The following is a 20,885-nucleotide window of genomic DNA, read 5'->3' on the forward strand; positions in this document are numbered from 1 at the left end:
TGGCGGGGGAGCAGCCGGTGACATCGTTGACTGATTGGGGACGACGGATAGCGGTCAGCGTGAGGGCACTGACCCACAGGACGGAGAGTGCAGCACACAGGCGAGGTGTCGCGCCGTTTCTGCCACGGCTGTTCGTCGACCGCTTCACGCATCTCGGCGGAATATCGGATGCCGAGTTCCGGCGTCAGTTGTCGGAATGTCGTTCGTTCGATGATGACCGGTGGGCTCCCTATTGGTCGACTTTCGCCGACCGATACCTCGCGCGCGCAGACGAGGCCTTGTCCCGATTGGGTGCCCCCGCGAGTGCCCGGTTGCTCGATGCCCCCGACCTCTCAGCGCTGACGGCTCTGGGTGAGGCACTGGAATCAGCGGCGACGATTCTTGCCGATCGTGGCACGGTTGCGGATCCGGAGGCACCGGCACGTTTCGTCGTAGAGCACCCCGAGGCATCCGATGCGGTTGTTGCGATGGACGGATTGATCAAAGCCGTGGTGTACGACTTCGTCGCCGCGTGGCCTGGCGGGAGTCCACAACGCCAGCGTGCCTATCGGCGCTCGTCGCGCCTGTCGGAGGCGTTGGTGCAGGCCATGGCACCGACGATGGGGTACGACGTCGAAGTGCTCGACATCGTCCTGCCCGGCACCACCGATCGAGTGCACGGCGTTCTCGCGTTGCCGATCGGTGCGACGAACATGCCGGCGGTTCTGGTCTCGAATGGATTGGAAGGCACCATCGCCGAGACTCTCTTTCCTCTCCTGGCACAGCGCGACGCCGGTCTCGCGACCTTCGTCATGGAGATGCCCGGCACATATTCGTACAGCGAACCTATGACGGTGGCGTCCGAGAACGTGTACAGCGCGGTGATCGACTTTCTCGCTGCCGATGAGCGCATCGACGCCGAGCGGCTCGGCATCATGGGTTTCAGCTTCGGCGGCTACTGGGCGGCGCGCATGGCCGCTGTGGACCCTCGTCTGAAAGCGGTGGTGTGCAATGGGCCGCTCACGCATCGCAGTTTCGGTGTCCTCAATTCGATCGGCATGCCAGAGGTGATGCTGTCGACACTGAGTCGGACGCTCGGTGCCACCAGCACTGCCGGCCTGTTGCGCAAGGTATCGAAACTCTCTCTGCACCAACTCTATCGGGAGATCGGCATCCCCCTGTTGGTGATCAACGGGGCCCGGGACACGCTGGCCAGTACCCGCGACTCGATCGACCTCGCAGTCGCTGCACCGAACGCGCAGCTGGTGCTCTATGCCGACGACGACCACTGTGCCATGGGCAATGCCGAGCACTGGTCGTTGCTCTCGACGCGCTTCCTCTGCGAGCATCTTCTGGCCCCGTCGACGAAATAGCTTTGGCGGCCCTGAAAGCCGGTGTCCGGGTGACGTCATCGAGCAAGGGCGATCGTTCAGGCACCATGGAGTGTGGGCAGCCGACCGTGCCGTCCCGGAGGAGAGCGACGTGCAGATTCGACCGGCCATGATCGGAGCACTGACGATCGTGCTGGGCGCACTCGTGGTGCTGGTTCTCGATCTGCTCACCGCATGGCAGACGCCCTCCCATCTGCGCCGGACGATCAGCGAATACGGACTCGGCGCGCAGCAGTGGGTGTTCTCGATCGGCGTCGTACTGCTCGCATTCGGTTCTGCACTCACCCTCGCGTCCGCGATTCGACATCGTCTCACTCGGCCTGGTGCAGCCGCCTCGATCTTCCTCACGCTGTGGACCGTGGGGCTCATTGCCGTCGTCGCTGTGCCGAAGCAGGACTGGTCGAACGACGCCTCCCTGAGCCTCGGCGGGACGATCCACAGGTTGGGGGCTGCCGTGGCGTTCGTCAGCATCCCGGTCGCGGTGTTCGCGTTCTCGCGGCCCTGGCTTCGGGACACCGTGTGGGCAGTGCGCGCCCGCGTGACCATGGGACTCAGCGCGCTCTCCCTCGTGACTCTGATGCCCATCGTCTACGCGCTGGCAGTGGGAGCAACCGGCTCGCGGCCTTGGTACCGCGTAGTCACACTCGGCTACGTGGAGCGGGTGCTCGTCGTCGCCGAAGTGATCGCATTGATATCGCTGGCGCTGTGGGTGTGGGCGGCGGAACGAAGGAGCCTCACCTCGAAGGCGACTCGGGAGCTGCGAGCCTCTCAGCCTGTCTGAGGGAACCGATCGAGCACGCGTCGCGTCCAACCGTTCAGTGACGTCTGTGTCGAGAGGTTGAACGAATGCGGCTGGTGGGTGGGCGTTTGCTCGCGGTGGTTTGTGCTTCGGCGCTGGTGCTGACGGGGTGTGGGGGCTCGACGCAGGGCAGCCCGGTCGCGAGTGGGGACGCCTCGACGGAATCGACGACGGTGGCGGCCGGTCCGGAGCCATTCGATCCATGCACCATTCCGAAATCTGCCGTGACGGCAAGTGGATTGGACGTGAGTACCGAGAGACCGGATTTCGCGGGAATCACAACGTATCCCGGTTGGAAGAACTGTGCGTGGGATGGGCCGTCCGGTAACCCGTGGTACTTCTTCGTTGTCCAGTCATCGATCAATTCGCTCGATCAGTACTTGAGTAGTCCGCAGAACGTAGGCCAGGTTTCGGTCCGAGTGGGCCCTCGCGCGGCCGTGCGGCTCAACGTCGCTGGGGACGGCATGCCACCGGAGGGTTGTCGGATCGCGCTCGACGCAAGCGGGAATCTGATCATTCTCATCCTCCACAAAATTGGTTCTAGGGACTTGCTTGGCGACCCCTGCGCCGAAGTCGCCAAGCATGCTGAGGACCTTCAGTCGTACTTGCCGGAATGAAGGACACACCACATTGACTGATACGACATCGGGTCTGGCCGACAACCTCGTATATTGGCGATCGTTGCGCGACCAGGCCAATGCCGGCGCACTTCACGTCGAGGCAGATGTGGCGGTGGCCTGCGATAAGGCATGTTCGGACTATCTCGAGGAACTGGACAAGATGTTCGAGATGACTGTCGGGCTGTCATCTCCCGAAGCATTCGGCGACTTGCCTTCGGCCCAGATGCTCGGTGCCAAGTTCCATCGTCTCGCGGTCGGCGAAGAACGCTCTGCGCGCTTCGCGATCAAGCAGCAGATCGAGATCATCAAGACGATGCGGGAGTTCTTTCGTCACTATTTCGCCAGTGTCGAGGCGACCGATACAGACACCGCTTCCGCGGTCGTAGCTCTGTCACCACCGCGATAGACGCCGATTCCCGACGACCCAGGTGCTCGGTCGTCGGGAATCGCAGATCGAATTGCTCTGTCAGCGAGCGAGTTCCACGTCCGCTTCCTCATCGACGAAGGGGTCACCGTTTCGCGGAGCGTTGTAGCGCTCGAGGTCGAGAATTCCCTCACGCTTGGCGACGATGGTCGGCACCAATGCCTGACCGGTCACGTTGACTGCGGTGCGTCCCATGTCGACGATCGGTTCCACCGCAAGCAACAGACCGACACCGGCCAACGGCAATCCGAGTGTCGACAGCGTGAGGGTGAGCATGACCGTCGCACCCGTTGTTCCTGCCGTTGCGGCGGAACCGATCACGGACACCACAATGATCAGCAGGTAATCGGTGATGGTGAGATCGATGCCGTAGAACTGAGCGACGAAGAGCGCTGCAATTGCGGGGTAGATTGCCGCGCAACCGTCCATCTTGGTCGTCGCCCCGAGAGGTACCGCGAACGACGCGTACTCGCGCGGAACTCCGAGGTTGCGTTCGGTGACGCGCTCGGTGAGTGGCAGGGTTCCGATCGACGAACGCGAGACGAAGCCCAGCTGGGTGGCCGGCCACACTCCCGAATAGAAGTTGCGCACCGAAAGGCCGTGCGCGCGAACGATCAACGGGTACACCACGAAGAACACCACGGCCAGACCGACGTATATCGACACGGTGAAGACTCCGAGTGAACCGATGGCATCCCAGCCGTAGGTCGCCACTGCGTTGCCGATGAGAGCGGCGGTGCCGATTGGTGCCAAGCGGATGATCCACCACAGCACCTTCTGCACGATGGCCAACAGTGACGCGTTGAACTCAAGGAACGGCTCGGCCTTCTTGCCTACCTTGAGTGCAGCGATGCCGATGGCAGCAGCGATGACCAGCAACTGCAAGATGTTGAAGCTCAGCGATGTGGTTGCGGTGCCGCTGTCGGCGACCGTGGTTCTCGCACCGAGCGCGAGGAAGTTGTTCGGCACCAGCCCCGTGAGGAACGACCACCACGACCCAACGCTCGACGGATCGCCCGCCGAATCGGCGCCCGCGCTGGTACGCGAGCCGGGCTGCGCGACCAACCCGATCACGATGCCGATGATGACGGCGATGAATGCCGTGATGGCGAACCACCACAGCGTCTGGATCGCCAGACGGGCAGCATTGGTGACCTCGCGCAGGTTGGCGATGGAACTGACGATCGCCGTGAACACCAGCGGGATCACCGCGACGGTGAGAAGTTTGACGTAGCTCGAACCGATGGTCGACAGGGTGCCGACCAACCAGTTCTCGTTCCCGTCGGCGGCGTCGGGCATCGATCGGGCGATGAGTCCGAATACGACTCCGAGAATGAGTCCGGCAATGATCTGTGGACCGAATGCGGTTGCCCAGGTAGGGACACGGCGCGTTCGGGTAGCGCTGGGCGCAGACATGGATATGCCTTTCGAAAAGGAGAGGTGTCGCCAGGGATGGACGACAGAAGTGCTGGTCGGCCGATGGGCCGAACTTCAGGGGGTTGCGGTCTGGAGGACCGTCAACAGGCAGCGCTGGCTTGCAGACGCAAGTCGACATACCGTCGAGAGGTCAGCAGCGGATTCACTGATCGAACGGTACTCCGCCTCCGAACTGCGCAATCAAGCAGGGGCGGGCTCTGAGGGATCACTGTGGAATTGGTACGGGTGCGCTGCGGCGACCCTCGGTCGCCGTATTCGTGGGTTAGCTTGAGGTTTCCTGACGACGACGAAACGAGATCATGAGTACCGAATCGAAGCCCCGAGGATTGGGCCGGCGACTCGTCGGTGCCTTCTGCGCGGTCGTCGCCGTCCTGGTTGCCGTCGTTCTGGCATCGGCCGGTTGGGTGGCGTATGCGACGGCGGGGAAGGTCTACGACGTCGACGATGCGCCGGACGCGCCGGTAGCCATCGTCCTCGGTGCACAGGTACGCGACGGCAAGCCGATGCGATTTCTGGCCGGACGGCTCGACACGGCGATTGCCTTGATGGCAGCGGGGAAGATCAAGGCAATCCTGGTCTCCGGTGACGCGGACGGCAACTCCGGCAATGAGATTCAAGCCATGACCGACTACCTGATCGAGCACGGAATCGACCCCAGTGTGATCATCGGAGACGATCACGGCATCGACACCTACGACACCTGCGCCCGCGCAAAGGAGACGTTCGGCGTCGAACGGGGACTGATCATCAGCCAACCCCTCCACGTGTCGCGAGCAGTAGCGTTGTGTGAGGACATGGACCTCGACGTCGACGGAGTCACGGCCGAGTGCATCGACTGCAATACCCTTGCAGTGGTGCGTAACTACGCGCGAGAGCTGCTGGCGCGCCCCAAAGCGGTACTGGATCTGTGGTCGGGTCGCGACCCCGTGGTGGTGTCTCCGCCCGTCGATTCTCTTGCGAACATCACCGATCGATGAGTGTGCCCGACGGCGACATCACAGTCCCGACCGTGGTGCGAGACTTGGCGGGACCTGACGATATCGAGCCGGTGTGGTCGAATGAACTGGGCGGGTTGACTTTTCGTCTCGGCACAGGACGCTACGTCAAGTGGACGCCGGTCGCGGCCTCGATCGACTTGGAGGAGGAGAGGCGTCGTCTGCAGTGGGTGATTCGATACAGCCCGGTGCCCGAGGTCCTCGACACCGGTTCCGATGACTCGGGCTCCTGGATGGTGACCGAGGCCTTGCCGTGGGGGAACGCGGTAGCCGATCGGTGGAAGACCGACCCGGCTGTCGCAGTTCGAGGGGCGGCGACCGGCCTTCGGGCGTTTCACGATGCTGTCCCCGTCGCACAATGCCCGTTCGATTGGTCGGTGATCTCTCGCATCGGCGATCGCGACCTGCCGGTCGAACCGCCGCCGATCGATCGACTCGTCGTGTGCCACGGCGACGCTTACATGCCCAACACCCTGATCACCGACGACGGATCCTGGGCAGCACACGTCGACATGGGCACCATGGGCGTCGCCGATCGATGGGCAGACCTGGCACCGGCAATCTGGAGCACCGAGTACAACTTCGGACGCGACTACTGCGCGGCCTTCTTGGACGCGTACGGCATCGACCTCGACAGTGAGCGCCTCGCTTACTACCTGTGGTTGTGGGAGTCCACGTGAGCAGCAGAATCGAACGGAGCCGCGCGCGGCTAGAGTGAGCGAGCCCGGTTCGACTACTCAGCGGACCCGTGTATTCAGGAGAAGTGGACGCTTGAGCTGGATTCGCTTGAACGACGTTGCCAAGGGATACGACCAGAAGGTCATGCTGCGCGAGGTGTTCTTTCGCCTCGCCGACGGCGATCGCATCGGTCTGATCGGGCGCAACGGAACGGGCAAGACCACCCTGCTGCAGCTGCTTCTCGGACGTGAGACGCCCGATACGGGAACGGTCGATGTCACCGAGGGAGCCCGGATCGGGTACTTCTCGCAGTTCTCGGAACTCGACGGCGATCGCAGCATCCAGGCGGAGCTCGCATCTCTTTTCGTCGCTGTCCACGCTACCGAGGTCGAGTTGGCCGAGGTCGAAGCCGCACTCGGAGGTGACCTCGACGAGAAGCAGATGTACAAGCTCGTCGATCGCCAAGCCGAACTGCTCGATGCCATGGAGAACAGTGGCGGCTGGACCTATCACCAACAGATCGACACGGTGCTGTCCATGCTCGGATTCAACGCCGAACGCCGCGAACTACCCGTCGATCGACTGTCCGGCGGCTGGCGCAACCGCGCAGCGCTGGCCAAGATCCTCATCGAAGCGCCCGACGTTCTGCTACTCGACGAGCCGACGAACTTCCTCGACGTGGCCGGCATCGCGTGGCTCGAGCGCTGGCTGCGCGATTTCCGCGGAGCGCTTCTCGTCGTCTCGCACGACCGCGCATTCCTCGAACAGGTCGTCACCAGCATCGTCGAAATCGAGAACCACCACCTCCAGACGTACGACGGTAGCTACTCGGAATACGTTCAGCAGAAACAGTTTCGACTCAAGAACCTCGAACGCGAGTTCAGCAACGAGCAACAGTTGCTGGCATACGAGCAGGAAGCAATCAGCGATCGCAAGGAAGCGGTGAAGAACCCCAGCGGGGTGCTCAAGCGTCGGCTCGCGAACATCAAGAAGAGCAAGAGTCCGCGTCCGGTCGATACGGTGGTCACTGCGATCTACGGCGGACTGCACGTCCACGACAACCTGGCCGAGATCACGGGCATCTCCAAAAGCTATGGCGAGCAACGACTTTTCCAGAACATCTCGTTCACCGTGCATCGCGGCGACCGTATCGCCATCACCGGACCGAACGGGTGCGGCAAGACCACTCTCGTCGACATTCTCGTCGGTGCCGAGCAGCCGGACAGCGGCAAGATCAAATGGAAGACCAAAGCGCCGTCGTTCATCTACTACAACCAGGTGCTGGCCGATCTCGATCTCGACGACACGGTGTCGCATTCGGTGAACGCGATGCCGGGCAGTCTCGCTCTGACGGCGACGAAGAAGGAAGTGCACCGCTTTCTCACGTTGCTGCAGTTCTCCGAGATGGATCTCAAGTCGAAGATCGGCGTGCTGTCCGGAGGGCAGAAGGCACGAGTTGCATTGGCGCAGTGCCTGTTGTTCGGCGCAGGCGTCATCGTGCTCGACGAGCCCACCAACCACCTCGACCTGCAGAGCACCCAGGTGCTCGAACGCGCACTGATGGCGTTTCCCGGCGCGGTGATCCTGGTGAGCCACGACAGGTTCTTCGTCGAGAAGGTGGCATTTCGGCAGTTGTCGTTCGACGGCAAGGGCGGCGTCACCGAAATCGCCGGTGTGCAGATGGCGTGACCAGAGTGGGCTACCCGTTGATCTTCGACGCGGACGTGCCCCACTCGGCGTCGCGCAGCTCCTTCTTCCTGATCTTGCCGGTCGATGTCTTCGGCAGCTCGACGATGAATTCGACGTTGCGCGGGGCCTTGTACGACGCGATGGCCGATTTCACGTGTGCCACGAGGTCGGCCTCGGAGGCGTCCGCGCCCGGTGCCAACACCACGAATGCCTTCGGTCGCTCTCCCCACTTGTCGTCGGGTACCCCGATCACTGCGACGTCGGCGACGGCGGGGTGGCTGGCAAGTGCCTGTTCCACCTCGATCGTCGAAATGTTCTCGCCGCCGGCTATGACGACATCCTTGGCTCGATCGAGTAACTGAACATAGCCGTCGGGATGCATCACCCCGAGGTCGCCGGAATGGAACCAGCCGCCGGCGAAAGCCTTTGTCGTGCCGGCGGTGTCGTTGTAGTACCCCTTCATGACGTTGTTGCCGCGCATGACGATCTCACCCATCTCCACGCCGTCGGGTTCGACGTCGATCAGCGTTCCGCCGACACCAGCTTTGTCGCGTACTACACGCAAACGGTCGGCCGTGAGCATGCCGACTCCCTGCCGAGCCAAGCGTTTAGCCTGCTCGTCGCCGTCCAGTTCGAGCCATTCCTGCTTCGCCTCGCACACCGAGTACGGCCCGTAGGTCTCGGTGAGTCCGTAGACGTGCACGAGCGTTGCGCCCAACGCACGGATCTTGCCGATGATCGTCGGGCTCGGGGGAGCACCGGCCGTGACGATGGTCAGGGGGCGATCCAGCGAATGTGCCTGCGCTGCAGTGGCAAGAGTGGTCAGCACGGTCGGCGCACCGGCAAGGTGATCGACGCCGTTGTCGATGGCGGACCAGATCGCATCGCCGCGGACGCCGCGAAGACAGACGTGCGTGCCCGACGCGGCCGTGACCGCCCACGTTGTGCACCATCCGTTGCAGTGGAACATCGGCAGCGTCCACAGATAGCGGGTGTCGATGCCGAACCCCTGGTGGTGCAGTTCTCCCAGCGAGTTGAGGTAGGCGCCGCGGTGGGTGTACATCACGCCCTTGGGTCGACCGGTGGTGCCCGAGGTGTAGTTGATCGTGATGGTCGACGTCTCGTCGTCGACCTCCCACTCCATCGGTTCGTCCGTGCCCCGTTCGAGGAATGCGTCGTATCGAGTGGTGTGCGGCAGCTTCTCGTACGTGCCGTCCACCGAGGGAGTCTCGACGATCTCGGTGACCGAATCTGCGATGGGATCTGTTCCAAGGCCGGCCAGCAGCTCCGAATCACCTACCAGCAGAACCGAACCGGAATGATCGCAGATGTAGCGAACTTCGTCCGGTGAGAGCCTGGTGTTGATCGCGACCAGAACGGCACCGGCCAGCGGCACCGCGTAGTGCGCGAACAGTAGCTCCGCCGAGTTCGACGCGATGTAGGCCACCCGATCGCCGTGGCCGACCCCCGACGCGCGCAGTGCACGCGCGAGCCGGGTGACGGCGGCGGCGAACTGCTCGTAGGTGAAGGTGCGCGGTCCGTCCTCCACGGCGGTCTTGTGGGGATGAACCTCGGCAGCGCGTTCGAGGAAGCGAAGTGGCGTCAGCGGAGTATCCAGACCGGTCATGTCAGCCAATGTAGCCCGCACTACGAGGCCAGATCGGATTTGTCGATACGTTCGCGCCCACCGGTCAGGTCGGCGCGTTCGGCGGCGGCACGGCCAGCAAGCCACCCCTGAGTATTGTCGCTGCCGAACTTGATCGTCTTCGTCGACGGGTACCGGGCAGTGTAGACACGGTCCACGGCATCGGATCGCTCCGCCATGATCGGCACCAGAGCCGATCCGTGTTGTTGGGTCGCCGCTGCAGTCGCTCGCGTGCGTGCGTCTTGCAATCGTTCGCCGACTCGGTGGGCGTAGGCGATCAAGAATGCGTGACGGAAGCTGCGAGTCCGCGAGGTCGCCGACTGGCCGGCCTCGTCGAGTGCGCGTGCCGATTGGACCAGTAACGAGGTGTACAGCAGCTCGCACAGATCGAGATCGACGGGCAGACCGATCACGATGGCCAGCAGATACTTCTTCTTCCATACTGTTCTGGCACCGTTGGCTTTGCACACACTGTGCAGCAGAAGCAGTTTGGCCTTCGAGTACGGGTTGCTCACCATGATGCGACGGGTGACGACATCGTCGATCAGGCTGCGATGGTTCCCCGCGTCGAGAAGCGCACTGTCGATCGCGTAGCGGGTCATCAGATCCTGGGCCTTGGCCGATAATGCCTCGGCCTCAGCGGGGAATTGCGTCGACTCGGCTTTGGCCAGCAGCCCTCGTATTCTGCCGAGCATCTTCGAGTCCGTGGCTTGTCCGGGGCCGCTCGCTGCCGACTGTGAGGTCCATCGACCCGGAGGGGGCAGGAGCTTCTCGAGGGGCAACAACCACGTCGCACAACCGAGTACGAGCAACAGCGTGTACCAGGACTGCGTCGACGATCGTCGGTTGTACGACCGCCACCGCCGAAGGCGCTCGGCCGTCGTGCCCCCTGCGCAGTCGATGTGCAGCTCGGACAATTGATCACGCCAGGAACCCGGAGCGAGGCGCTCCGCCGAGCTTCGCGCCGCGTGTGCGCCGATAGCCTCGACCATGACCACAGTGGCGTCGCCTCCGGCGCACTGGCGGGTTACGTGCACCAGTTCGGCCGGCTGCCAACCATTCTCGAAAGCAGCGTCGAGAGCCTCGTCGAGTGTTCGCGCTGCGCGGTCGTGCACCGGACGACTCTGTTGCTCGCCCACAGCGGCCAAGCGTTCTGCAACCAGCCGGACCCTGTCTCTCCCGGCTGATCCGAGTTGGGCGAAACCGATTCCGCTGTCGAGCAATTCGCTCGGGTCGGCATCCTCCCACGCGTTCGTCGCGCGCGTGTACTTGAAAAAACTGTCCAGATCGATACGACTCATCGTCGTCCCCTCCACGTCCCCCGGTGTGGTCCCCGAACTGTTCGGTGAGACGCAGAGTAAGGGAGGGGTCCGACAAACTATTCGAACGTGTCAGCGAGGAGCGAGCATCTGCAGTAGTTCCTCGACCGACGGCAGGCCGGGTATCACGGGAAGGTTCGGAAGAGGAGCGGCGGCGGGCGGTGCCGTCAATTCGATGCCGCCGAGGCCCGCCATGACGTCGTCGGTGTTGGATCGGGTCGGTCCGTATGTATTGGATGCAATGACGAAGTCATCGCCGATCGACGCGGACGCCACCACACTCGATCGGTCGTCGGCCCATCCCCACTTGGTCCCGGTCACGCCGGGCAACTGCTCGGTGCCCCAGTCCTGAACCATTCCATCGCGTGCCACAGGAGCCGCGGTGTTCATCCATGCGAGGACGGGGCTGGCGGGATCGGTGCGCTTCTTCGCCGCCAGGAATCGCACGGTGTCGGCTGTGCTCGTGGACGAGTTGCCCCAGAAACCGCCCCGCGAGGTAGAGGTGAGTCCGTATTCCGCGGCGGTTGCCGAAATCGCCTGTGGGTATTTGTTGTCGAGCGTCGAAGCGGCACCGTCGTCGCTGACTTGGACCATCCTGGCGGCCAGGTCGAGGTCTCTGGGCGAACCGTCGCCGAAGCGGACGACGTAGTCGGCCATGTAGAGCTTTACCGTCGACAGTCCTGGGCGCGCCGAGTTGTCCTCCGCGCTGCCCACGTAGGTCCCCGTCGGGATGTGTTCGTACGACAGCGAGGTTCGGGCCGGGACGTTCGCGAGATCGCCCGCAGACGGCAGAGCCTGGGCCGGTACCGCGCACACCAACGCCACGGCAATACCGACAATTGGGACGGCAGTCCTGGTGAAGATGCGTCGCAGGGCCGTCATCTCGTACTCCTCGAGGTGTTGGCCCGCCGCGAATCGGTGGCCGGTGCCTCGGTGTACCCCGATGGTCGACGCTTCAACCTCGACACTGCTTCCCTGGTTCTGCGGCCTTCGTCACCCAGATGAATGTGGCTTTCTTGCAGTTGGAGTGACCGAAAGGCGCATTGATCCCAACCGAGGTGAGCAATCAGGAGCGGCGCAGGGCCAGCAGCCTGTCTTTCGAGCGTCGTAGCGTGCCCCGGTTCGCCCCGGTCGGCCAGGTGTCGGGCAGCTCGATCGGATCCGTCAGGCGACCGGCGTTGAAGTCGTCGACCAAATGGCCGACGGTTTCCTGAGCGCAGGATTTGTTGGTGCCGATGAATCCGGAGGAACCCCGCTTGATCCACCCGGTGACGTAGCTGCCGACCGAAGTCTGCCCGCCGGATTCGTCCAGCACACGGCCGCCGGTGTTGGGAATGATGCCCGCCCGGTCGTCGAACGGAACTCCGGGAATCGCGACACCGCGGTAGCCGATGGAGGTGAGGACGAGTCCGGCCTCGATGCTCTCCACGTCGCCGGTCGGAGTGCTGCGAACCACGTCGTCGCCGTCCGCGGAGAGGCCCATTCGGTCGAACTCGATTCCCGTCACGCGGTCGGTGCCCAGGATTCTGGTGGGAGAGAGAAGGTAGCGCAGAGTGATTCGCTTGCGACCGTCGCTGTGTTCGGGGGATTCGTCGACATGGCGAAGCAGTTGCAGCTTCTGTGCCACGGCGTGGGGTAGGTCGTCGGTCGCGGCGAGTCGGACGGTGACAGGATCGAGTGCGAGTTCGCTGCGATCGATGGCCAGGTCGATATCGGGGACGGTCAACAATCCGGCGAACTCGGGCACCGTGAAGGCGGACTGAGCAACTCCGCGTCTGCCGACGACGACAACTTCACGAACTGCGCTGTGGCGCAGGGCGTCCAAGGCATACGGTGCGATGTCGGTCTGGGCGAGCGCATCCGGATTCATCGTCAGAATGCGCGCGACGTCGAGTGCAACGTTGCCATTACCGATGATGACGGCACGTTCGTGCGAAAGGTCGAAGGTGCGGTGCGCGTGATCGGGGTGGCCGTTGTACCAGGCGACGAAGTCGGTCGCCGAACTGCGCCCGGGCAATTCGGCTCCTGGAATGCGGAGCTCGCGATCCGATGATGCTCCGACGGCGTAGATCACGGCATGGTGGGTGTCCATCAACTCGTCGTGGGTGACGTCCTTGCCGACCTCCACGCCGAGGTGGTAGGTGAATCCCTCTTGTGCGGAGATGGTTTCGAACAACCGGGACACCTGACGTGTCTTCTGATGATCGGGTGCGACGCCGAGTCGGGCGAGGCCGTGAGGCCGCGGAAGTCGATCGTAGACATCGACGCGAACGCCGGGTTGGGTGAGCAGCTCGTCCGCTGCGTACATGGCCGACGGTCCCGATCCGACGATTGCGACTCGTAGCGGCTGACGATCCCTCGATACCGAGGCTGCAGGGGTGACCGGTGCCAGGATGGGCCGCGGCGGGCGCTCCTGCTTGTAGAAATCCGCATTGATCGTCAGGAACGGCAGTTGTGCCTCGGTCAGTTTCGCCTGCGGCACAATGGCGTCGACCGGGCAGGCCGAGACACATGCGCCACAGTCGACACACGATTGCGGGTCGATGTGCAACATTTCGGCCGTCAGGAAGTCCGGCTCGTCTGGAGTGGGATGAATGCAGTTGACGGGACACGCGTAGACGCATGACGCGTCGCTGCAACATGACTGGGTGACGACGTGGGGCATGAGGGTTCCTGACGGCAGGGGCAAGAATGGCTGAGCGGCGAGAGGGCTATGCGGCGAACTGGCTCGAGCTGCGGTCGGGTTCGCTACGGAAACGCGACGCTTTGCCGTCGATTCCGCACAGCTTCCACACCAGGCGAGCAGCGCGGTTCATCATGCCGGTGTCGGTGGCCAGCATGCGCACATCTCCGAAGTAGTCCTGGAGCGCGTGCTGTGATTCCTCGGTGCCCCAGAACAGGTCCTTCTTCACCTGCTTGGGAATGTCGAACTTGGTCCAGAACTTCTTCGGCGGAATGACGATGACGTCGCACAGGATGCGCATCGTGACCGGGAAGGCCAGCGAGAGCAGGAACCGCCCGGCCTTGGACATCTTGGGAACGCGACGTCGCAGCAACTGGTGCGCGAACGAGATGTGTCGTGCCTCCTCGGCGACGTGAATTGCCATGACGCTCTGCATGATCGGATGAATGTCTTCACCGGACCGCAGGACCGACTTCTGAATGTGGTCGATGGGTTCCTCGCCTGCGAGAACGCCGACGAAGAACAGTTCGGGCAGCAGCGTGGCGAACAGGGGAATGAACGGCGAGAGCATCTTCATGGGCCGACTCATGCCGGGGGCGTCGGAATCGACGCGGTTGACCATCTCCTGGAACATCAGGGTGTGGTTGCACTCTTCGATGGATTCGTGAGTGCAGTAGCGTGCCTCGGCCGAGCCGTTGGGCAGCGAGAACACGTACTGCATCATGCCGCGGATCAGGATGTTCTCGAACTGAAGACCGACCTTGGCGACGTTGGCCTGGCGCCACATGCCGATCTCGATCTGCTTCTCGAGCGGTAGTGTGCGATACCAGTCGTGGCCGCCGATCGGGTCCGTCTTGGCGGGGAGTACCCAGCGGGGATCGTTCGCAGGTACCGCGAACTTCTCGGACTCCCAGTCGATGTCGACGTACGGATCGAAGTGCTTGTGCACAGAACCTTCGGACAGCAAAGTGAGCGTCTCGTTGTACTGCTGTTCGTCCGTGGTGTCGGTATCGACCGAAACGGACGTGGTGCCTGTCGTCAGTGTCATGGCTTCTCCAAACGAGGTGCGAACATAGGGTTAATGTAACCCCAGTTAACACGAAAGGGAAGCGCGTAGAAGAAATCCTGTTGGGTCGCCGCCTACTGTTCGTCCGAACGCTCGTCGGAGATCTCTGCCACCTCGTCGGTCTCGAACAGCTGCAACTGGATCGCCGACGGATCGACCACCGGCGTGACCTGCTCGGGTGTGCTGCGCAGTACCTCGCGCAGAGCGGTAACCGCGCGGCCCCACTTGCCGGCTTCTCGGTCTGCCTCGTCGACGTCGCAGTGTTCGTCACCGAGATCTGCAGCGACGGCCATACCCCGCCACGACGCCTCCTGCTCGGCGCTGATGCGCAGGTAGGAGACGACGACATCGCGATCGGAGGAGCAACGACCGAGGACGGTGTCGAGGTCGAGGGATTCGTCGGACCGGTCGAGAAGCTCGACCAGTTCGAGCAGCCCGTCCGGAAAGTCGTCCGCGTCGATCGGCGGCGGAGTCGGTTCCCCGAGTGCGCCGCCGAAATCCTCGGCGAACTTCTCGTCGACCTGCTCCCACACGTGGCTGAGCATTCGCACCGCCCACAGCAGGTGATCGGCAACGAAGGGGGACCCGCTCACTCGCACCTGCGCGACGATGCAGTCCTGCACCAGGTGCAGCATCACGTCGGGGAGTTGCAGATTGAGATCGACCAGCAACTCGGCTGCGCGGGTTCGTCCGGATACGGCGTGCACCAGCGTCGAATTGATCTCGACCACAGGTTCGGTGGGCTTGACCGACACGTAGGCGGTACCGCCCGCGAACCGCAGGGGGATGTCGCCGTCGGGGTCGTGATCCGGCGGGAAGCCGAACCATGGCTCGAGGGCGCGGTCGACGAGTTGCTGTAGGTGCTCCTTGCCCTTCGGTTGCACGCACAGTGGGACGACGGCCGTGTCGGTCTCGGCGGTGGTGGCGTCGAAACTCGGGACGTCGTAGCGACCGGTGGCGCGTGAGCCCAGGAAGGACGGGTGGGGCAGACCCCAGATGTCGCGAAACACCGCGACGGTCTTCTTCGCCAGATCATCGGACCACGAGCGATTTCGGTCCACGTGTGGTGCCGTGGGCTCCGAATCGACCGACGTGCGAAATCCGATATGGCTGAGCGCATCTCGCTGCTCGACGGTGATGGCGCGGCTACTGTGCAGATGCTCGTTCGCGGGAATTTCGCAGCGGACCATATCCAGATCCCAGGCATAGAACTGCACACAGGCGGCGGTGTCGGGCACGCCGTCGGTGGTGTCGTAACGCGACTCGATCACCAGCGCATCGCCGTCGCGCATCGCGCTGACGTAATCGCCGAGCTTGCGCTGGAAGTGCATCCAGGCAGCGTCGACGTCGAAGTCGAACTCGAGTGAATCGCTCATGTCGGCTCCTTACCCAGATCGCGTCGGCGTAACGCGCAGTCGGTGACGCTAGCGGCGACCACCGACAGGGTCTCGGCGCTCGCGTGGGTTGTCACGACGATGCCGAATCCTCGACCGAGCCGTAGAGCGGGTCGTCCTGCGACTCCTCGTCGATCACACCGAACGGCTGCGCCTCGGCCACACCGTCCAGCACTGCCGGACGCAACGCGTGCGGAACGGCGAGTACTTCCTCGATCCTGACGAGGATGCCCTGCTCGATGAGTGATCGAACGCGGTGGTCGATCAGCTGCGCCGTACGGAGATCCTCACCTTCGAGCTCGGCGTAGTCCTCGCCCTCGTTGTTGATCGGCAGCTCGTCGGTCATGGCAGCCAGCAGCGTCTGCACCGCGAACGTGTTGGCCAGTGACCGTGACACGTCGGGGTCGTCGGCGTCTCCCGACAGCTGCACGCGAACGTGTTCGGCAACCAGCTCGTGCACGGTCTCGGCTCCACGGCCGGCCAGCGAATGGGCGTTGTCTCCCGGCCGGGCGGTGTCTCCATCGATGCGAATCAATTCGGTGGCGATGGCCGTCGACCAGTAATCGACCGCGGCACCCACATCGAGCCGGGCAGGATCGACCAGGGTCGAGCCGACGGCCTCCTGCAGGTCGGCGTTGTCGGCCACCGCCAATCCATCGGCCACACGCGCGACGATGTCATCGAGGGCGGGCAGCAGCGGAAGCGCCGAGATCGCGGCGAGTTCCTGGGCCAGGGAAACGTCTGGCAGGTCGATGTCGTCGGCATCGAGCATGTCGGGCTCGTCGCCCTCGAGGAAGTCCGAGAGGTCTTCCATGCAGTGCGCGTAGTCCTCGGGGCTGCCGTCCCAGAGATCGGTCTCGTCGAGGAATGTCAGGTATTGCAGCGAGGTGAGAACGAGATTGACCGCGGTGTCCTCCGCAGTGTCGGACTCTTCCTGCAGGATCCGTTCGGCCGCATCCACCAGCAGGTGCGCATCTGCGGGAAGCCATGCGCTGGGCGAGAATCCCTGACGCGCCCCGGCCAGTTGGGTCAGTGTCGACGACACGAGCCGAGAGATGGCCTCCGACTGTTCCGACATCTCGCTCTCGTCGAGCCATTCGACGAAACCGTCGATCAGGTCGGCGATGCGTTCGGTGACGGCACCGGTCGGGGCCGGTCGGGATTGCTGGTGACGCCGTTGCCGGGCCTTGGTCTTTTCTGCGCGTTTCTGTCCGCGGTTGGCAGGCCGCTTCGATCCCATGACTCCCAGCTTATCTGTTGGCATGTCCGGTTTCGCCGATCCGTGCCCTCAGCGAAGAAGGAACGATCCCGCAGTCGCGGGAAGAGCTGGATCCGCGGCACGGCGATACAGCTCTGCGGGGCGGCCGCCACCTGCGGTCGAGGTTGCGCCCGTCCCTTGCAACGAGCCGATGACGTGGCGTCGGAAAGTGTCTTTCGGCAGCGGGCGATCGAACACGATCTCGTACAGCTCACGGAGTTCGAGAAGGGTGAATCGAGCGTCCGTCAACAGCGCGGGATCGACCTCACGCGCGTAGCGATGACGGAGGTCGAGCACCGCCTCGGTCACCATGTCGCCGTGATCGAAGGCCAGCGACGAGACCGGTTCCGAGCCGTCGATCGGCATCGATTCTGTTGTGGGAGCAAGTGATCGAGCCGATATCGCTGCGCTGTGCGCCATCGACAGTACCCATCCGCGGTCGTCGCGATCAGGACCGTCGAACATCCTGAGCTGATGAAATGAGAGATCGATCAGGCCTGCCTTCGTCCTCAACGCGCGGTCGGCCGCGTCGGCGAGAGTCTCCGACGGCCGCAGGAAAGTGCCCGGTAACGCGAGGCCGCGGTCCGACCGAACGACGACGACGTGCAGTCGCCGTTCGCGGATGGTCAGTACTGCGACGTCGACGGCCACCGAGGGGCGCGGATAGTCGGTCAGAGCCTTGCCGTCTTTGTCTCGCCACGTCATGCCTTGCATCTTAGCGCCGATGTGATCTATGGTTGGCGCAATATCAATCTAAGGGGTAGAGATGCGGTTGACCGACATTCAGCACGATCGGGCGCGAGGGGTTCTGCTCGGAACCGCGGTGGGCGATGCTTTGGGCGCAGGATACGAATTCGGGTATCCCACGTCCGAGGAGACCATCGCCATGATCGGCGGCGGATCATTCGACTGGGCTCCGGGCGAATGGACCGACGACACCTCGATGGCGCTTTGCATCGCGCGCGCACTCGAGCAGGGCGGCGACGTCGACGAGATCGCCGGGTACTTTCGCGACTGGTTCGACCAGAACCCTCCGGACGTGGGGAACCAGACTCGGCTGGTGCTGTCGCAGCCGACACTCGACGGTGCCGATATGACTGCGGCGGCAGCGTCGTTGGCCGGTAGAACCGGCGGCAACGGATCACTCATGCGAACGGCACCGATTGCCCTGGCCTACCTCGACGACCCGGCCGGTTGTCGAGATGCTGCGGCGCGGATCAGTGCCCTCACCCACTCCGATCCCCGTGCCGGTCAAGCGTGCCAATTGTGGAGTCACGCAATTCGATACGCGATTGTGAACTCCACCTACGACGGCGCGACCGAGTTCTTGAACGAGGCCGAAGCCGACGTCCGCGAGTTCTGGCAGCCCCTGCTTCGTCAGGCACAGGAGGGGCAGCCGTCCGACTTCCCGAACAACGGCTGGGTGGTCCACGCTCTGCAAACGGCGTGGTGGGCAATCCACCGATCTGCCGACGCGGAGCAGCCCCTGCCCGCCGCTCTCGAACTGTGCGTCCGCGCCGGCGGCGACACCGACACCACGGCGGCCATAGCCGGAGGACTCCTCGGAGCGCGTTGGGGCGCATCGGCGGTGCCGAGCGAATGGCGCGACATCGTCCACGGCTACCCGGGGTTGCGCGCCGACGACCTCGACCGAATCACCTCGAACATCATTGCAGCGAAGGAGCTTTCATGACAGTCATCGACGTCGTCCAGGGCGACATCACGGACGTGGCGGCAGACGCGATCGTCAACGCTGCCAACACGCGATTGCTCGGCGGCGGGGGAGTGGACGGTGCCATCCATCGAGCCGGTGGACCCGAGATCCTCGCAGAATGCAAGGCGCTGCGGGCCACCACCCTGCCCCACGGCCTCGACATCGGGGCAGCCGTCGCCACCACCGCGGGCCGACTTCGAGCCGGCTGTGTCATCCACACCGTCGGCCCGCGCTACTCCCCGCACGAGGACAGATCGGAGCTGCTGCGACTGTGCTACGCCCGGAGTCTGGCGCTGGCAGCGTCGATGAACATGAAGTCCATCGCATTTCCACTGGTTGCCGGCGGCTCCTACGGATGGCCGATGCAGGATGCAGTCACCCAACAAGTCCTGGCAGTCAAAGCTGCCCGACCGTCGGTCGACCTCGTCATGCTGGTCGCCTACTCCCACGAAGCCGCAGACCTGACCCGGCGGTTGGTGGGTTAGCTTTCACAGGCGACGCCGTCGCTGTTGCCGTCGAGCTTCGGTCGGTAACCGGGCTCACCGATGCGGATATTGGTGGCTCCGGCTGCCTTGGCCGCCGTGCAATTTTCGTAGTAGACGCTTTCGGGCGCTTCGACGAAGGGAGCTGGGGCGGTATAGACCGACTCGGATGTGTACACCGGTTCCGGCGTGTAGACGGGCTCCGGGATGTACACAGGTTCGGGCTCGGGCGACGGGATATATTCCGTGGTCGTCGGTATCTCGACGGCGGCGGCAACCGGCTCGGTGGTCGGAGCCGCGGTCGTCGTGGTCGGGGCCGGTGTTGTGGTCGACGGCGGTGCGGTGGTCGGCAACGCGGGCACGGCCGCGACCGGTGCGATGGCGGTCGGGGTCTCGCTTTCGGTCGTGGTGGTCAGCCCGATCACGAACAGGGCGGGGAGGACGGCGATGGCCGGTACCGCCCAGACCTTGCGACCCCGCGCGGGCGACGAGCGAAGGTACGTGACTCCGCTGCCGACCAGCAACGCGCCGACGAGTAGCGCACCGAACTCGAACGAGACCACTGCCCCGATCAGAAAAAGTGCACCGAAAACAATTGCGACCCAAGCGAATATCTTCCCGAACAGGGGGCGGCGAGGCGTCTGTGGCTCGGGTGCCGGGCGCTGAAAGGGTGGTGGGTAGGCACTGGTCATGTCGAGGGTCCGTTCGGGTCGCGAGGGGTGTCGATGCCGCGGCCGAGATGTCACCCGCGAGACCGGAAGCAACCGTCTCGTTCTGTCCGAACCGGTCGGTCGCATTTCCGCTCACCATGTCGCACCGACCGGGCTCCTCGTTACATCCCGTGTGAGAACGCCAACCGCCCGATCAGTAGAGCTCGCGAAAGCCGCCGATCGCAGTGATGGAATTGCCGTCGGGATCGGAGACCGACGACAGTCGGACCCCCTTGTTCGCGTCGACGATGGTGCCGAAGTCGATGCCGCGGGAACGAGCGGCATCGACGAACACCTCGATGTCTCCGACGGCAACGTTGAACAACGACGAGCCTGCCCGCTCGGGATCGACGGTCACCTGCAGCCACGCAGCCGAAGCAAGCCGCCACTCCACCAGACTCGGCATCGGATTGTTGTCGGGGCGGCGGTCGAACAGCTGCTCGTACCACTGTCGTGCCGAGTCGATATCGCGCACCGCCACCACGGCAAGCACATGTTCGATCATTGCGTTCTCCTCACAATCGTTCGGGTTCGCAGATATGGACCGGATCCGGCGGCCCGACTCATCGCGCAGAATCTGTCGGTGGCTCGAGTAGGGTCGT

Annotated in this window: 20 protein-coding genes; 9 read left to right on the forward strand and 11 right to left on the reverse strand. The window is 63.7% G+C overall.

All coding sequences use genetic code 11. The annotated features are described in order from the left end of the window. Positions 1–17: 17 nt before the first annotated feature. The 4 genes from CH273_RS10435 to CH273_RS10450 all read left to right on the forward strand — a co-directional run bounded on the left by CH273_RS10435 (position 18) and on the right by CH273_RS10450 (position 3,195). Positions 18–1,352, forward strand: coding sequence for an alpha/beta hydrolase family protein (locus CH273_RS10435; RefSeq protein ID WP_230596737.1), 1,335 nt, complete (start codon positions 18–20; stop codon positions 1,350–1,352). 109 nt (positions 1,353–1,461) lie between these two features. Then, positions 1,462–2,151, forward strand: a complete 690-nt coding sequence (locus tag CH273_RS10440; protein ID WP_032395148.1) for a DUF998 domain-containing protein — start codon at positions 1,462–1,464, stop codon at positions 2,149–2,151. A 65-nt stretch (positions 2,152–2,216) separates the two neighbouring features. After that, positions 2,217–2,786 (forward strand): DUF3558 domain-containing protein, encoded by a 570-nt coding sequence (locus tag CH273_RS28435; protein WP_082322441.1) that lies wholly within the window; start codon positions 2,217–2,219, stop codon positions 2,784–2,786. Between the two features lie 64 nt (positions 2,787–2,850). Next, positions 2,851–3,195 (forward strand): hypothetical protein, encoded by a 345-nt coding sequence (locus CH273_RS10450; RefSeq protein ID WP_143546199.1) that lies wholly within the window; start codon positions 2,851–2,853, stop codon positions 3,193–3,195. Between the two features lie 60 nt (positions 3,196–3,255). On the opposite strand, the gene CH273_RS10455 is transcribed toward CH273_RS10450, so the two are convergent. Continuing rightward, entirely contained in the window at positions 3,256–4,629 is a 1,374-nt protein-coding gene (locus tag CH273_RS10455; protein ID WP_032395064.1) for a dicarboxylate/amino acid:cation symporter, read from the reverse strand. Positions 4,630–4,949: 320 nt separating this feature from the next. On the opposite strand from CH273_RS10455, the gene CH273_RS10460 reads away from it, so the two are divergent. From CH273_RS10460 to CH273_RS10470, 3 genes are all read left to right on the forward strand, one after another. Next, the gene (locus CH273_RS10460; protein WP_052049437.1) at positions 4,950–5,627 is read left to right on the forward strand and encodes a SanA/YdcF family protein; all 678 of its coding nucleotides are present in this window, start codon (positions 4,950–4,952) and stop codon (positions 5,625–5,627) included. Beyond that, positions 5,624–6,325, forward strand: coding sequence for an aminoglycoside 3'-phosphotransferase (locus CH273_RS10465; RefSeq protein WP_032395065.1), 702 nt, complete (start codon positions 5,624–5,626; stop codon positions 6,323–6,325). Before CH273_RS10460 ends, CH273_RS10465 begins: the two co-directional genes overlap by 4 nt. A gap of 91 nt (positions 6,326–6,416) precedes the next feature. Next, positions 6,417–8,012, forward strand: coding sequence for an ABC-F family ATP-binding cassette domain-containing protein (locus CH273_RS10470; protein ID WP_032395066.1), 1,596 nt, complete (start codon positions 6,417–6,419; stop codon positions 8,010–8,012). A 10-nt stretch (positions 8,013–8,022) separates the two neighbouring features. Here CH273_RS10470 and CH273_RS10475 read toward each other — a convergent pair whose 3' ends face one another. From CH273_RS10475 to CH273_RS10510, 8 genes are all read right to left on the reverse strand, one after another. Beyond that, positions 8,023–9,639, reverse strand: a complete 1,617-nt coding sequence (locus tag CH273_RS10475) for an AMP-binding protein (RefSeq protein ID WP_032395067.1) — start codon at positions 9,637–9,639, stop codon at positions 8,023–8,025. Between the two features lie 20 nt (positions 9,640–9,659). Further along, positions 9,660–10,958: a DUF2786 domain-containing protein gene (locus CH273_RS10480; protein ID WP_032395150.1), complete on the reverse strand. Its 1,299-nt coding sequence runs from the start codon at positions 10,956–10,958 to the stop codon at positions 9,660–9,662. 90 nt (positions 10,959–11,048) lie between these two features. After that, positions 11,049–11,858, reverse strand: a complete 810-nt coding sequence (locus CH273_RS10485; protein WP_032395068.1) for a hypothetical protein — start codon at positions 11,856–11,858, stop codon at positions 11,049–11,051. A 184-nt stretch (positions 11,859–12,042) separates the two neighbouring features. Next, entirely contained in the window at positions 12,043–13,641 is a 1,599-nt protein-coding gene (locus CH273_RS10490; protein WP_052049439.1) for an FAD-dependent oxidoreductase, read from the reverse strand. A 46-nt stretch (positions 13,642–13,687) separates the two neighbouring features. Next, the gene (locus CH273_RS10495) at positions 13,688–14,707 is read right to left on the reverse strand and encodes an AurF N-oxygenase family protein (protein WP_032395069.1); all 1,020 of its coding nucleotides are present in this window, start codon (positions 14,705–14,707) and stop codon (positions 13,688–13,690) included. Between the two features lie 92 nt (positions 14,708–14,799). Further along, the gene (locus tag CH273_RS10500; RefSeq protein WP_052049440.1) at positions 14,800–16,101 is read right to left on the reverse strand and encodes a T3SS (YopN, CesT) and YbjN peptide-binding chaperone 1; all 1,302 of its coding nucleotides are present in this window, start codon (positions 16,099–16,101) and stop codon (positions 14,800–14,802) included. Between the two features lie 91 nt (positions 16,102–16,192). Then, positions 16,193–17,359, reverse strand: a complete 1,167-nt coding sequence (locus tag CH273_RS10505; protein ID WP_052049441.1) for a hypothetical protein — start codon at positions 17,357–17,359, stop codon at positions 16,193–16,195. Positions 17,360–17,407: 48 nt separating this feature from the next. Further along, positions 17,408–18,082 (reverse strand): NUDIX hydrolase, encoded by a 675-nt coding sequence (locus CH273_RS10510; protein WP_032395070.1) that lies wholly within the window; start codon positions 18,080–18,082, stop codon positions 17,408–17,410. 61 nt (positions 18,083–18,143) lie between these two features. On the opposite strand from CH273_RS10510, the gene CH273_RS10515 reads away from it, so the two are divergent. Together CH273_RS10515 and CH273_RS10520 are read left to right on the forward strand one after the other, a co-directional pair. Further along, the gene (locus CH273_RS10515) at positions 18,144–19,070 is read left to right on the forward strand and encodes an ADP-ribosylglycohydrolase family protein (protein ID WP_032395071.1); all 927 of its coding nucleotides are present in this window, start codon (positions 18,144–18,146) and stop codon (positions 19,068–19,070) included. After that, positions 19,067–19,576: an O-acetyl-ADP-ribose deacetylase gene (locus CH273_RS10520; RefSeq protein ID WP_032395072.1), complete on the forward strand. Its 510-nt coding sequence runs from the start codon at positions 19,067–19,069 to the stop codon at positions 19,574–19,576. The genes CH273_RS10515 and CH273_RS10520 overlap by 4 nt, the downstream gene beginning before the upstream one ends. Here the strand turns inward: CH273_RS10520 and CH273_RS10525 are convergent. Then, positions 19,573–20,136, reverse strand: coding sequence for an excalibur calcium-binding domain-containing protein (locus CH273_RS10525; RefSeq protein ID WP_230596739.1), 564 nt, complete (start codon positions 20,134–20,136; stop codon positions 19,573–19,575). The genes CH273_RS10520 and CH273_RS10525 overlap by 4 nt on opposite strands. Before the next feature lie 301 nt (positions 20,137–20,437). Further along, positions 20,438–20,788, reverse strand: coding sequence for a VOC family protein (locus tag CH273_RS10530; protein WP_032395074.1), 351 nt, complete (start codon positions 20,786–20,788; stop codon positions 20,438–20,440). Positions 20,789–20,885: the final 97 nt, after the last annotated feature.

The sequence above is a fragment of the Rhodococcus sp. 05-339-2 genome (assembly GCF_002258965.1).
GTDB lineage: Bacteria > Actinomycetota > Actinomycetes > Mycobacteriales > Mycobacteriaceae > Rhodococcoides.

Coding starts and splice junctions, on each gene's coding strand:
- CH273_RS28435 (WP_082322441.1), top strand. CDS start 2,217: ATGCGGCTGGTGGGTGGGCGTTTGCTCGCGGTGGTTTGTGCTTCGGCG.
- CH273_RS10455 (WP_032395064.1), bottom strand. CDS start 4,629: ATGTCTGCGCCCAGCGCTACCCGAACGCGCCGTGTCCCTACCTGGGCA.
- CH273_RS10460 (WP_052049437.1), top strand. CDS start 4,950: ATGAGTACCGAATCGAAGCCCCGAGGATTGGGCCGGCGACTCGTCGGT.
- CH273_RS10465 (WP_032395065.1), top strand. CDS start 5,624: ATGAGTGTGCCCGACGGCGACATCACAGTCCCGACCGTGGTGCGAGAC.
- CH273_RS10475 (WP_032395067.1), bottom strand. CDS start 9,639: ATGACCGGTCTGGATACTCCGCTGACGCCACTTCGCTTCCTCGAACGC.
- CH273_RS10480 (WP_032395150.1), bottom strand. CDS start 10,958: ATGAGTCGTATCGATCTGGACAGTTTTTTCAAGTACACGCGCGCGACG.
- CH273_RS10485 (WP_032395068.1), bottom strand. CDS start 11,858: ATGACGGCCCTGCGACGCATCTTCACCAGGACTGCCGTCCCAATTGTC.
- CH273_RS10490 (WP_052049439.1), bottom strand. CDS start 13,641: ATGCCCCACGTCGTCACCCAGTCATGTTGCAGCGACGCGTCATGCGTC.
- CH273_RS10495 (WP_032395069.1), bottom strand. CDS start 14,707: ATGACACTGACGACAGGCACCACGTCCGTTTCGGTCGATACCGACACC.
- CH273_RS10500 (WP_052049440.1), bottom strand. CDS start 16,101: ATGAGCGATTCACTCGAGTTCGACTTCGACGTCGACGCTGCCTGGATG.
- CH273_RS10505 (WP_052049441.1), bottom strand. CDS start 17,359: ATGGGATCGAAGCGGCCTGCCAACCGCGGACAGAAACGCGCAGAAAAG.
- CH273_RS10510 (WP_032395070.1), bottom strand. CDS start 18,082: ATGACGTGGCGAGACAAAGACGGCAAGGCTCTGACCGACTATCCGCGC.
- CH273_RS10515 (WP_032395071.1), top strand. CDS start 18,144: ATGCGGTTGACCGACATTCAGCACGATCGGGCGCGAGGGGTTCTGCTC.
- CH273_RS10520 (WP_032395072.1), top strand. CDS start 19,067: ATGACAGTCATCGACGTCGTCCAGGGCGACATCACGGACGTGGCGGCA.
- CH273_RS10530 (WP_032395074.1), bottom strand. CDS start 20,788: ATGATCGAACATGTGCTTGCCGTGGTGGCGGTGCGCGATATCGACTCG.